The organism is Paraburkholderia sp. Ac-20340 (assembly GCF_017104965.1).
Taxonomy (GTDB): domain Bacteria; phylum Pseudomonadota; class Gammaproteobacteria; order Burkholderiales; family Burkholderiaceae; genus Paraburkholderia.
Window position 1 is genome coordinate 103,764 of record NZ_JAAGPR010000006.1, and the last position, 12,773, is coordinate 116,536.

Here is a 12,773-nt window from a genome sequence, read left to right on the forward strand (position 1 = left end):
TTTATAGCTTGTTTTAAGGCTTATTTCGGTACCGTGCCGTCCACGCCTTCGACGAACCAGTTCAGGCGCAGCAGATCGGCATCGCCCAACGACTTGCCTGCTGCCACGCGAATCGTGCCTGCCTGATCTTTGATCGGGCCCGCGAACGGATCGAACGTGCCGGCAACGATGGCGTCGCGCTTTGCAGCCAGCGCTTTTTGCGCGGTGGGCGAGACGGCCTGCGTATTGATATCGGCGAGGTCGATGGCCTTTTCCTTGAGACCCCACCAGACCGGCGCATTGGTCCACGTGCCAGCCATGACCTGCTGGACCAGATGCGAGTAGTACACGCCCCAGTTGCTCACACACGCACCAAGTTGCGCGTTGGGGCCGAACTTCTTCATGTCCGAGTCCCAGCCAAAGGCGTGCACTTTCTTTTGCTCGGCGGTTTGCATCGTCGCGGTGGAGTCGGTGTTCTGAATCAGCACGTCCGCGCCCTGGCCGATCAGCGTTTCGGCGGCCTGCTTTTCGCGGCCCGGGTCGAACCAGCTATTGATCCACAACACCTTGACCTTGGCTTTGGGATTCACCGATCGCGCGCCCATCGTAAAGGCGTCGATATTGCGCACGACTTCGGGAACCGGCACGGAACCCACGAAGCCCAGCGTATTCGTTTTCGTCGTATAGCCCGCTACGAGGCCCGCCAGATACGCGCTTTGATAGGTGCGCACATCATAGGTCGCGAAGTTCGGCGCTTTCTTGTAGCCGGTTGCGTGCATGAAAACCGCATCGGGGTAATCCTTGGCAACTTTTAGTTCGAAGTCCTGAAAGCCAAAGCTCGACCCCACGATGATCTTATTGCCCTTCGCCGCGAGGTCGCGGAATACGCGCTCGGAATCGGCCGATTCCGGGACGTCTTCGACGCGCGTGACCTTGATCTTGTCGCCGTATTGCGCTTCGACGGCCTTGACGCCCTGTTCGTGAGCGTAAGTCCAGCCCGCATCGCCGGGATTGCCGAGATAGACGAAGGCGACGCCGATGGGCGGCGTGGCCGCATGGCCGATACCGCTCGTGAGTGCGGCGAACAGCGCGGTCATAACCGTGGCGCAGGCGCGGCGAACGCGCGTCTTGGGTGATTTCATGAAGGCTCCAGAAAAAGGGCAAAAGTCGTCCGATGCACCATCTTCACGAGCCAAATATTGGGGAAATATTTGTTGTCGTTATCGTCGGTATAACAAATATCGTATGAAAGCGGCGGTTCGGTAGATCGCTTACGCCATAAGCCTGAGCGGGCGGGCATGCGCGATGCGCACTGAAGCAGGTTTTGTGCGCATCGCACGGCCTGCGGGCCAGCCTGGGGCGATGCGTGACGGGTTTCCACGCACTGCACGGGGCGCGCTTCTGGCGCCTGGCCGCCGCGAAGCTGGCGAAAAGCGCACGCAGACGTCGCCCGGCGTGTGGAATCTGCACAATCAGTCACGTGCCTGTCTTCGGGCGGGCGCGTGCCCAACAAGGAGAAACGGCCATGTCCAGGCATCCCGTGGCAGGCAGTGACCATCCCGTACCGGCTGGCGCGCAATGCGTCGGCGCATGTGATCCGGCGGACCATTTCGACGTCGTGCTGATCTTGCGACGCCAGGACGAAGCGGGTTTCCGCGCGCTGGTGGACGGCATCACCGCTGGTGCGCCCGGCGCCCAGCCGGTTTCGCGCGCGGACTACGAGCAGCGCTTTGGCGCGTCGGCGGCCGACGTGAAGCGCGCCGAGGCCTTCGCCAGCGCGCATGGCCTCGCGGTCGTGAAGGCCGATGCGGGCGCGCGCCGCGTCGTGCTTTCGGGCACGGTGCAGCAATACAACGACGCATTCGGCGTCGATCTCCAGCGTTTCGAGCATCAGGTCGGCACGCTCAAACAGCATTTTCGCCAGCCGGTTGGCCCCGTGCATCTGCCCGACGACATGCACGAAATCGTCACGGCCGTCGTGGGTCTCGACAGCCGCGCGAAGGTGCAACCGCATTTCCGCATCGAATCGACTGCGCCCGCTTCGGTGGGCGACGGTCCCGTGCATGCGCCGATCCGTGCCGCGCGCGCCGTGAGCCGCTCGTTCACGCCGCTGCAACTGGCCGATCTCTACGACTTCCCGGCGGGCGACGGCAAGGGCCAATGCATCGCGCTGATCGAAATGGGCGGCGGCTACGCGCAAGCGGATCTGCAGGCCTACTTCAGCGCGCTGGGCGTGGCGCAGCCGCAGGTCGAGGCCGTGTCGGTCGACCAGACGAAAAACGCGCCCACGGGCGACCCGAACGGCCCGGACGGCGAAGTCACGCTCGACGTGGAAATTGCCGGTTCGCTCGCGCCCGCCGCGTTGATCGCCGTGTATTTCGCACCCAATAGCGAGGCCGGCTTCGTCAATGCCGTGAGCGCCGCACTGCACGACAGCCAGCGCAAGCCGTCGGTCATCTCGATCAGTTGGGGCGCGCCGGAATCCGTGTGGTCGCAGCAGTCGCTGGGGGCGCTCAACGATGCCTTGCAGACGGCCGTGGCGCTGGGCGTGACGGTTTGTGCGGCGTCCGGCGACAGCGGCTCGGAGGACGGCGTGGGCGATGGCGCCGATCACGTCGATTTCCCCGCTTCGAGCCCGTATGTGCTCGGTTGCGGCGGCACGCACGTGACGGCGGCGAACGGGCGCATTTCGCGCGAGACGGTCTGGAGCAACGGTAGCGATGGTGCGACGGGCGGCGGTGTCAGCATGACGTTTGCACTGCCCGCGTGGCAAAAGGGCCTGCGGCTCGTGCGCGCGAACGGCGGCGCGGGGTCGCTGGTGCGGCGCGGCGTGCCTGATGTTGCGGGCGATGCCGATCCGGCCACGGGCTACGCGGTGCATATCGGCGGCACGGATACGGTGGTGGGCGGCACGAGCGCCGTCGCGCCGCTGTGGGCCGCGCTGATCGCGCGTATCAACGCGAGCGGCGGCAAGGCGGCGGGCTTCGTCAACGCGAAGCTTTACGCGCAACCCGGCGCGTTCAACGACGTCACCAGCGGCAGTAATGGCGACTACACCGCGGGGCCCGGCTGGGACGCCTGCACGGGGCTCGGCACGCCGGTGGGCAGCAAGGTGGCTGCCGCGCTCGCTTAAACGGTGGTCCCAGGCGCGTTCGGTATAGCATCGATGACGGCCACGGCGCGTTCAGCGTCGTGCTCCGCAGCTTGAGTTTCCGGTTTTTGCTTCCTGTTTCCGATGGTATCCGAGGGGCTTCGGAAGTTTCCGAAGCGAAACAGGCGCTCCGTTCGCGTAGCTATCGCACGGAAGGCGCGCCACGAGCAAGGAGACGACATGAACGACGAGGCGCATTCCAGCAACGGCAACGGGCACGCATCGGGCCCGGCGGGCGGCAACGGCAAGCATCGCAGCCCGGCCGACCAGCCGTGTTTCGATCCGACTGCCTACGGCAACGGCCCCGACGACTTCGTCACCGACATGACCGAGAACGCCGCGATCACGCATCACGCGCTCCAGGTCGGCAGCGAGGTGATTGCCTATACGGCGACGGCGGGCCACCTGGTTACCGTCGACCCGAGCAGTTCGCAGCCCAACGCGAAGATTTTTTACGTAGCGTTCACGAAGGACGGCGTGCAGGCGCAGGATCGTGCCGTGACGTTCTTCTATAACGGCGGGCCGGGCTCGTCTTCGGTATTCGTGTTGCTGGGCTCGTTCGCGCCTAAACGCATCAAGACGTCGATGCCGGGCTTTACGCCGCCCGCGCCTTATACGCTCGAAGACAATCCAGACAGCCTGCTCGATCGCAGCGATCTCATCTTTATCAATCCGGTGGGCACCGGTTATTCGGCGGCTGTGGCGCCGCATCACAATCGCGATTTCTGGGGCGTGGATCAAGACGCCGATTCGCTCAAGCAATTTATCAAACGCTATCTGAGCGCGAACGATCGCTGGAATTCGCCGAAGTTTTTATACGGCGAATCGTATGGCACGGCGCGTAGTTGCGTGCTCGCTTATCGCTTGCATGAGGACGGCGTGGATCTGAACGGCATCACGCTGCAATCGTCGATTCTCGATTACACGCAAAGCGGCAATCCAGTGGGCGCGTTACCCACAGCGGCCGCCGATGCCTGGTTCCATAAGCGCCTGGGCGTGAAGCCCGCGCCTAAAGATCTGAATGCGTTCGCGGCGCAAGTGGCGCAATTCGCCCGCACCGATTACATGACGGCGCTCGAAAAATTCCCCAATCCGCACAATGCTGCGCTTCCTGCCACGCTCAAGAAGCTTTCGCAATACACGGGCATCGACACGCAAACGCTCGAATCGTGGAATCTGGATATTGCCGCTTACGACAGCCGCGGTAATTCGCTTTTTCTCACGACGCTGCTTAAAGACAAGGGCATGGCGCTCGGTTCCTACGATGGACGCGTGACCGCTATCGACACGGGCATCGCCGGCAATATCGATCCGAATTCAGGCGGTAACGATCCGACCATGACGGCCGTGACGGGCGTTTATACGGCAATGTGGAGCAGCTATTTGAACGAGACGCTGAAATTCCGCACCAATTCCTCGTTCACGGATCTCAACGATCAGGCTTTCAAGAACTGGGACTTCGGCCATATCGATCCAACCGGCGCGCAGAAGGGGCGCGATGCGCAGGGCAATATCGTGCTGTATACGGCAGGCGATCTGGCCGCGGTGATGGCCTTGAATCCCGATCTGCGTGTGTTATCGGCGAATGGGTATTACGACTTCGTCACGCCGTTTTATCAGACCGTGATCGATCTGCAGAAGATGCCGCTGCTCGACCAGAAAGTGCGCAATAACCTAAGCGCGCGTTTTTATCCGTCCGGGCATATGGTCTATCTGGACGGCGCGTCGCGCACCGCGCTCAAGGCCGATCTGGCCAAACTCTATCAGAGCGCGGTGACGGACCGCCCGGCCATCGCCCGCATTCGCGCGCTGCAGCGCATGAGTACGATGAGCGCGATGCATCATTGATGTGTGCGGGACGTCTAGTCCAGACGTCCGCGTGCCATTGCCTCCAGACACGCGCGGGCATCGCCCTGCACGATGCGCGCCGCGCAGGCGATCATCAGATTCTTTGGCAGACCGAAGTCTTCTACCTGGTAACCGCGTTCGCACACGTGTCCTTGCGCGTCGGCCTTTGATGGCACGCGCTCGATCAGCGTGCCTTGATCGGTCGTGTAAGCCCAGATTTCCTTGCCGAGCGCGGCGGCGAAACCGATTTCGAATGCCGTGCCCGAATCCGGTTCGCCGGGACCGCGAAAGTCGTCCACGTTGGCCATGACGATGTCGGCGCTGCGAATGGCGTCGATATTGGCGCGATAGATCCACGCGGCCTGGCGCGGGCCGTCCAGATCGGCGGGCGCCTGGGCGTCGAGCGGATAAAGCCCTTCGAAACCGTATTCCGCGCAGGCGGCGACGAGGCGCGCGCCGTGTTCGACGGCGTCGAGGCGGAACACGTCGAAGCCCGCGAGATACACGCGCGGGCGGCGGGGCGAAGTGGCGAGCGTCATCATGTGTGTGCCTCCATGCGAAGTTGCCGAATGGTTCCGATACGAAACTCGAACGCCGATTCTAGCCCGCCGCCGTGCGCATGCGCAGATTCGGCTTGTCTTACGAATTGTTGACAGCCGGAAAGCCGCGCCGCTACGATCATGGGGTTTGTCATGCCGTTTGCATGCGGCGGACGCTACCGGTAACATGCCGGCCATCTGCTGCGTTTTGCAGCAACCGCCTAAAACACGAAAAAGACGCGGCGCATCCGCTCCGATCTTTGCGCACACCATGTGGAGACCATGAATACACTCGCCAGCGGCCTGACGGGCGCCGCACGACAGCAACTCGAATCCCGCGCCTACGGGAAGGCCACGCTGCGCCTTTTGCCGTTCCTGTTTCTCTGCTATGTCGCGGCCTATCTGGACCGCGTGAACGTGGGCTTTGCGAAGTTGCAGATGCTCAGCGACCTGCAATTCAGCGAAACCGTTTATGGCCTTGGGGCCGGCATTTTCTTTATCGGCTACTTTTTCTTCGAAGTGCCGAGCAACCTGCTGATGCACAAGGTTGGAGCACGCGTCTGGATCGCGCGCATCATGCTCACGTGGGCCGTGATTTCAGCGGCTTCGCTATTCGTGAAGACGCCCACGCAGTTCTATTTCGTGCGTTTTCTGCTGGGCGTGGCCGAAGCGGGTTTCTTCCCCGGCATCGTGCTGTATCTGACCTACTGGTTTCCCGCTGCGCGGCGCAGCCGCATGAACGCGCTGTTCATGATCGGCATTCCGGTGGCGGGCGTGTTGGGCGGCCCGCTTTCGGGCTGGATTCTCGCGGCTTTCAACGGCCGTGACGGCATGACGAGCTGGCAATGGCTGTTTTTGATCGAGGCGCTGCCTTCGTTCGTGCTGGGCGTGATTACGCTTTTCTATCTGCCCAATAGCATTCGTGCGGCGAAGTGGCTGACGAATGAAGAACGCGATCTGCTCGAAAAGAACATTCAAGCCGATCAGGCGGGCAAGGGCCACGCATCGGTGGCTTCGGTGTTCGGCAATGGTCGCGTGTGGCTCATGGCCGGCATTTACTTTTGCTGCATGATGGGTCTTTACGGCATCAGTTTCTATCTGCCGACGCTGATTAAAGCGAGTGGCGTGAAAGACGCGCTCGATGTGGGCCTGCTGACTGCCATTCCTTATGCTTGCGCCGTGTTCAGCATGCTGTTCGTGGCGAAGAGCGCGGACCGCAATGGCGAGCGTCGCTGGCATTTCGCCATTGCCGCATTCGCATCGGCGCTCGGGCTGTATTTCAGCACGGTATTCGCCAACAATGTGCCGCTCGCGATGCTCGCGCTTTCGGTGGGCGCAGCGGGCATGCTCGCCACCATGCCGGTGTTCTGGGCGTGGCCGAGTGCGATTCTGGCGGGTGGTTCGGCAGCGGCGGCGATCGGCATGATCAATTCGATCGGCAATCTCGCGGGTTTCGTGAGCCCGTCGATTATCGGCTGGATGAAGGATGTCACGCATAGCACCAATGCGGGCATGTATTGCGTGGCGGCGGCGATGGCCGTGGGCGCGGTGCTGGCGCTGCTGCAGCCGAAGGAAATCGTCAATAGCCGGGGTGCAGGCGGCGCGTGATTTCGCGGACCGAATAGAGAAAAAAGCAGCAGATGCGTCCGCTGCTTTTTTTTCGCCCGGAGTTTTCGTGGGCTGGTTTGCCGCGCTAACATCATGTCTGCAATCACTCGACGAGGCGGCGGGCATGAGGGAGCAGAGGGGGCGAAGGGCGCGACGCGCAATCGGTATCCGGGCTGTAATCCGCGCCGTAATTGCAGGCTTGGGCATCGGCGCGCTGCTGGCATTGCCTGATGCTGCGCAGGCGCAGTTCGCGCAACCCACGCTCGAAAAAATCGAGTCGGCCAATCGCATCGCCATCGGTTATCGCGAAGCGTCCTTGCCGTTTTCATACCGCGATGCGAATGGCAAGGTTATCGGTTTTTCGCAGGACATTTGCGATCGTATTATCGCGGCTGTGAAGGCCAGGGCGCAGCGTCCGAATCTGGAAGTGCGCTTCATTCCCGTCACGTCGCAAAACCGCATTCCGCTCGTGCAAAACGGCACCGTCGATCTGGAATGTGGCGTGACCACGCATCTGCGTTCGCGCCAGAGTCAGGTGACGTTTTCGAATACCTTCTTTATTGCCAGCACACGGCTGCTCACGCGCAAGGAATCGGGTATTCACGATTTCAAGGATCTCGCGGGCAAAAGCGTGCTGACGAATCAGACTACGACGTCCGAACGTATTCTTCGACTCATGAATCTGCAGAAGCAGATGGATATGCGTGTGATCAGCGCGAAGGATTACACACAGGGGCGCACGGAACTCGAAGCGGGGCGCGCCGTGGCCTACATGATGGATGATGTGTTGCTCGCGGGCGTGCGATCGTTGAGCGCGCATCCATCGGATTGGGTGATCGTGGGCACGCCGCAATCGTGGGAAGCCTATGCTTTCATGATGCGCAATGGCGACCCTGCATTCCGGCAACTCGTCAACGATACGATGAGCGCGATGATGAAGAGCGGCGAAATGGCCCGGCTCTATCGCAAGTGGTTCGAAGAACCGATTCCGCCGCGCGGCGTGACCATCGATTTCCCGATGAACGGACAGTTGCGCGCGCTATATGCCGCGCCGGACGATCGCGCGCTCGACTGAGACTAAAACTGGGACCGGGACCTGCGTGCGGGCTTTTTTGCGGGCCGCGCCGCAGACGTGAGATGATCTCGGTCCTGAACGACGCGCGCCCGTCTGAGGCCGCGCAGCAACTGAACGAACGGGAGCGGACATGCAGGAACAAGGCAGCACGGTAGTGATCGTCGGGGCGGGGCACGCGGGCGGCAACGCCGCGGCACTGCTGCGCCAGTATGGTTTCGAAGGGCGCATCGTGCTCGTGGGCGAAGAGCCGGTGCCGCCGTACCATCGGCCGCCGCTGAGCAAGGCCTATTTCAAGGGCGAATCGGACGTCGAGCGCCTCTGGCTCAAGCCGCGCCAGTTCTACGAGGACCAGCGCATCGAGCTCAAGCTCGGCGTGAATGCGCAGTCGCTCGACCGCGCGAGCCGCGCGCTCACGCTGGCGGACGGCACGACGCTGAACTACGACAAGCTGATTCTCGCGACCGGTTCCGCGCCGCGCGCGCTGAGCGTGCCGGGCCACGATCTGGCCGGCGTAATCGCGCTGCGCTCGCTCGCCGACGCCGATGTGCTGCGCGAACGCGTGCAGCCGGGCGAAAAGCTCGTGGTGATCGGCGCGGGTTATATCGGCCTCGAAGCAGCGGCCGCTGCGCGCCAGCTCGGCCACGATGTCACGGTGCTGGAAGCCGCGCCGCGCGTGCTGGGCCGCGTGACCGGCGAAACCGTTTCGACTTTCTTCGAGAACGAACATCGCACGCAAGGCGTCGATCTGCGCCTGAACGCGAAGATCGAAGCGCTGGTAGGCGAGAACGGCAAGCTCACGGGCGTGCGTCTCGCCGACGGCGAAATCGTGCCCGCCACGCTCGCGCTGATCGGCATCGGCGTGACGCCGAATGTCGCGCTGGCCGAAAACGCAGGCATCGTCTGCGCGAACGGCATCCAGGTGGACGACGACGCACGCACGTCCGACGCGGATGTCTTCGCGATCGGCGATTGCGCGAGCCGTCCGCTTTCGCATTACGGCCGCACGGGGCGTCTGGAAAGCGTGCACAACGCGGTCGAGCAGGCGAAGCTGGCGGCGTCGGCGATTGTCGGCAAGGCGCGTCCGGCCTGCGATGCGCCCTGGTTCTGGTCGGATCAGTTCGATCTGAAGCTGCAGACCGTGGGCCTGCACGAAGGTCATGACGAAACCGTGGTGCGCGGCGATCCGGCAGCGCGCCGCTTCGCCGTCTATTACCTCAAGAACGGCACGCTGCTGGCGGTCGATGCGGTGGCGTCGATGCCCGATTTCCTGTGCGGCAAGAAGCTCGTCGGTTGCGGCAAGACGCTCGACGTGGCGGCTTTGCGCGATCCGGCCACGGACATCGGCAAGTTCGCGGCGGCCACGCTGGCGGGCTGATTCGCGCCCGGCATGGCCTTCGCGCCGCGTCATTGAGACCTCATTGACGCGGCGCGCGCCGACTCTCGGCTAGAATGCTTGCGCGGCGAAGGCGCCGACATTCGAGGAGATCGACGCGATGGAATCACGCTCCCGTTTCGGCGCGAGCCTGTTGCCTTATCTGCTGATCGGACCGCAGCTTGCGGTCACCGCCATTTTCTTTCTATGGCCTGCGGGTGTGGCACTGCTGCAATCCACTCAGGCCGAGGATGCCTTCGGCACGTCGTCGGAGTTCGTGGGTTTTGCGAACTTCGCGCGGCTCTTTCAGGACCCGCTCTATCTGGGTTCGGTCAAAACGACGCTGATCTTTACCGTGCTGGTGACGGTGTGCGGCCTTGCGCTTTCGCTCGTGCTGGCCGGCATGGCGCATCACATCACGCGCGGCAAGCGCTTTTATCAGACCTTCCTGATCTGGCCATATGCGGTCGCGCCGGTGATTGCCGCGGTGCTCTGGGGTTTTCTGTTCAACCCGAGTATTGGCCTCGTAACCTATGCGCTGGCGCGCGTGAATGTGATCTGGAATCACGCGCTCAATCCCGGTCAGGCGATGACGCTGATTGTGATTGCCTCGGTATGGCAGCAGATCAGCTATAACTTTCTATTCTTTTACGCGGGTTTGCAGGCCATTCCGCAATCGTTATTCGAAGCGGCGGCCATCGATGGCGCCGGGCCTGTGAGGCGTTTTTTCGGCATCGCATTTCCCTTGTTGTCGCCCACGAGTTTCTTTCTGCTCGTCGTGAACGTGGTGTATGCGTTGTTCGACACTTTTCCCGTGATCGACGCGGCAACCGGCGGCGGGCCGGGGCAGGCTACGCGCACGCTTGTCTACAAGATTTTCGACGAAGGATTTCGCGGCCTGGATATCGGCAGTTCCGGCGCGCAATCGGTGGTGCTGATGCTGCTCGTGATCGGCCTCACGATTTTTCAGTTCCGCTTTATCGAACGGCGGGTGCAATACTGATGGTCGAAAATCGCCGCTATTTCAATCTCTTTTGCCACGCGATGCTGCTGCTCGGCGTCGCCGTCGTGGCGTTTCCGGTCTACGTTGCGTTTTGCGCGGCGACCCAGAGCGAACAGCAGGTGTTTAGCGTGCCGCTTTCGCTCGTGCCTGGCACGCATCTGTTCGAGAATGCCGCTACTGTGTGGAATATCGGCACCGGCAGCGCGGCGAGTCCGTTCGGCAAGATGCTGCTCAATAGCGTGATTACCGCGCTCGTGATTGCCGTGGGCAAGATCGTCATTTCGATTCTCTCCGCTTATGCGATTGTGTTTTTTCGCTTTCCGCTGCGGCGTCTTTCCTTCTGGCTGATTTTCGTCACGCTGATGTTGCCGGTGGAAGTGCGTATTTTTCCCACGGTGCAGGTCGCGGCCACGCTGCATCTCACCAACACCTACGCGGGCCTCACGCTGCCTTTGATTGCTTCCGCTACGGCCACGTTTCTGTTTCGCCAGTTCTTTCTCACTTTGCCGAATGAATTGATCGAAGCGGCGCGTATCGACGGCGCAGGGCCGATGCGTTTCTTCTGGGATGTGGTGCTGCCGCTTTCGAAGACGAATATTGCTTCGCTATTCGTCATCACCTTTATTTACGGCTGGAATCAGTATTTATGGCCGATTCTGATGTCGAGTACCGCATCGATGACAACCTCGGTGGTCGGCATCAAAAGCATGATCGCGAGCGGCGATGCCGCGACGCAATGGCAACTGGTGATGTGCGCGACGATGATCGCCATGCTGCCGCCGCTCGTGGTGGTGCTGGCGATGCAGCGCTGGTTCGTGCGCGGGCTGGTCGATGTCGAAAAATGAGCGGCACACGCTCGCGATAAAACGGGAGACGGCATGGCGGCATTGAGTGTGCGGGGCGTGACGAAAAGCTATGACGGCGCGCAGCAGGTGCTGCACGGCATCGATGTAGAAGTCGCGGATGGCGAATTCATGGTGCTGGTCGGACCCTCCGGCTGCGGGAAATCGACCTTGCTGCGCATGGTGGCGGGGCTCGAAAGCGTGAGTTCCGGCGAGATTGCGATTGGCGGCAAGGTGGTCAATCGCATGGAGCCGAAGGATCGCGATATCGCCATGGTGTTCCAGAACTACGCGCTTTATCCGCACATGACGGTCGCGCGCAATATGGGCTACAGCCTCAAATTGCAGGGGCTGGACAAGCGCGAAATCGGCGTGCGCGTGGCCGCAGCGGCCGATATTCTCGAACTGGGGGCGCTGCTTGAACGCAAGCCGCGCGAACTGTCGGGCGGCCAGCGCCAGCGCGTCGCAATGGGGCGTGCGATCGTGCGCGAGCCTTCCGTGTTTCTCTTCGACGAACCGCTTTCGAATCTGGATGCCAAACTGCGCGTACAGATGCGTCTGGAAATCCAGCGCCTGCATGCGCGGCTGAAAACCACCAGCCTTTATGTCACGCACGACCAGATCGAGGCGATGACGCTGGCGCAACGCGTGATGGTGCTCAACGGCGGCCGCGCGGAGCAGGTCGGCACGCCTGGCGAGGTCTATGACCGCCCGGCGTCGATGTTCGTGGCGAGCTTTATCGGTTCGCCGGCCATGAATCTGCTGCAAGGCCGCGTAAGTGCGGACGGCCAGCGTTTCGAAACGGCCGGCATGGGCCCGCATTTGCCCTTGCCGCTCGCGGCGCTCGCGCCCGAACTGCGCGAGCAACTGAAGCCGGGGCGCGAATGCGTGCTAGGCGTGCGTCCCGAACATCTGTATGGCGGCGATGTCGGCGGTGAAGGTATCACGCTCGAAGTCGAAACCTGCGAACTGCTGGGCGCCGATAATCTCGCTCACGGCCGCTGGGGCAGCAATGAGTTGATCGTGCGTCTTCCGCATGAAACCCGGCCCGCGCGGGGCGAGCGCATTGCCGTGCGTCTGCCGGCGGCGCGCCTGCATTTCTTCGACCCGGCCGGGGGGAAGCGCCTCGTCTGAGCGGGCTATGTCGTAACATAGCGCTTTGGGCCGTCGCACCGGCGGTCCGCACCTTGTTTCGCTTCGGAAACGCACGTGCCATGAGGCTTTTTCGCGCGTTTCCTATGGGCAACAAGCAGGCAACAAGCAGGCAACAAGCAGTCAACAGACCGCAAACACACACGACCAGGCGACATGGCCGCATCCCTCACGCTTCGATTCCGCTCGCGCGCTGCACGCGGC

At 62.2% G+C, this 12,773-nt stretch carries 10 protein-coding genes; 8 read left to right on the top strand and 2 right to left on the bottom strand.

Annotated elements, in window-relative coordinates; all coding sequences use genetic code 11:
• Window positions 1-20: 20 nt before the first annotated feature.
• The gene (locus tag G3N59_RS09625) at window positions 21-1,076 is read right to left on the bottom strand and encodes a BMP family ABC transporter substrate-binding protein (protein ID WP_241023351.1); all 1,056 of its coding nucleotides are present in this window, start codon (window positions 1,074-1,076) and stop codon (window positions 21-23) included.
• A gap of 428 nt (window positions 1,077-1,504) precedes the next feature.
• Between G3N59_RS09625 and G3N59_RS09630 the strand changes: the two genes are divergently transcribed.
• Together G3N59_RS09630 and G3N59_RS09635 are read left to right on the top strand one after the other, a co-directional pair.
• Window positions 1,505-3,112: a S53 family peptidase gene (locus G3N59_RS09630; RefSeq protein WP_205982359.1), complete on the top strand. Its 1,608-nt coding sequence runs from the start codon at window positions 1,505-1,507 to the stop codon at window positions 3,110-3,112.
• Between the two features lie 198 nt (window positions 3,113-3,310).
• Window positions 3,311-4,978, top strand: a complete 1,668-nt coding sequence (locus tag G3N59_RS09635) for a peptidase S1 (protein ID WP_205982360.1) — start codon at window positions 3,311-3,313, stop codon at window positions 4,976-4,978.
• Window positions 4,979-4,992: 14 nt separating this feature from the next.
• Here G3N59_RS09635 and G3N59_RS09640 read toward each other — a convergent pair whose 3' ends face one another.
• Window positions 4,993-5,520 carry a nucleoside 2-deoxyribosyltransferase gene (locus G3N59_RS09640; protein ID WP_241023318.1) on the bottom strand — a complete coding sequence of 176 codons (528 nt, stop codon included), beginning with the start codon at window positions 5,518-5,520 and terminating at the stop codon, window positions 4,993-4,995.
• Window positions 5,521-5,799: 279 nt separating this feature from the next.
• Between G3N59_RS09640 and G3N59_RS09645 the strand changes: the two genes are divergently transcribed.
• The 6 genes from G3N59_RS09645 to G3N59_RS09670 all read left to right on the top strand — a co-directional run bounded on the left by G3N59_RS09645 (window position 5,800) and on the right by G3N59_RS09670 (window position 12,551).
• Window positions 5,800-7,125 (top strand): MFS transporter, encoded by a 1,326-nt coding sequence (locus tag G3N59_RS09645; protein ID WP_205982361.1) that lies wholly within the window; start codon window positions 5,800-5,802, stop codon window positions 7,123-7,125.
• A 199-nt stretch (window positions 7,126-7,324) separates the two neighbouring features.
• Window positions 7,325-8,200 carry a transporter substrate-binding domain-containing protein gene (locus G3N59_RS09650; RefSeq protein WP_241023319.1) on the top strand — a complete coding sequence of 292 codons (876 nt, stop codon included), beginning with the start codon at window positions 7,325-7,327 and terminating at the stop codon, window positions 8,198-8,200.
• A gap of 130 nt (window positions 8,201-8,330) precedes the next feature.
• A complete protein-coding gene (locus tag G3N59_RS09655; protein ID WP_205982363.1) occupies window positions 8,331-9,575 on the top strand; it encodes an FAD-dependent oxidoreductase in 1,245 nt (414 codons plus the stop codon).
• A gap of 118 nt (window positions 9,576-9,693) precedes the next feature.
• Window positions 9,694-10,575: a sn-glycerol-3-phosphate ABC transporter permease UgpA gene (gene ugpA / locus G3N59_RS09660; RefSeq protein WP_205982364.1), complete on the top strand. Its 882-nt coding sequence runs from the start codon at window positions 9,694-9,696 to the stop codon at window positions 10,573-10,575.
• Window positions 10,575-11,420, top strand: coding sequence for a sn-glycerol-3-phosphate ABC transporter permease UgpE (gene ugpE / locus G3N59_RS09665; protein ID WP_205982365.1), 846 nt, complete (start codon window positions 10,575-10,577; stop codon window positions 11,418-11,420). Before ugpA ends, ugpE begins: the two co-directional genes overlap by 1 nt.
• Before the next feature lie 33 nt (window positions 11,421-11,453).
• A complete protein-coding gene (locus tag G3N59_RS09670) occupies window positions 11,454-12,551 on the top strand; it encodes a sn-glycerol-3-phosphate import ATP-binding protein UgpC (RefSeq protein WP_205982366.1) in 1,098 nt (365 codons plus the stop codon).
• Window positions 12,552-12,773 lie beyond the last annotated feature (222 nt).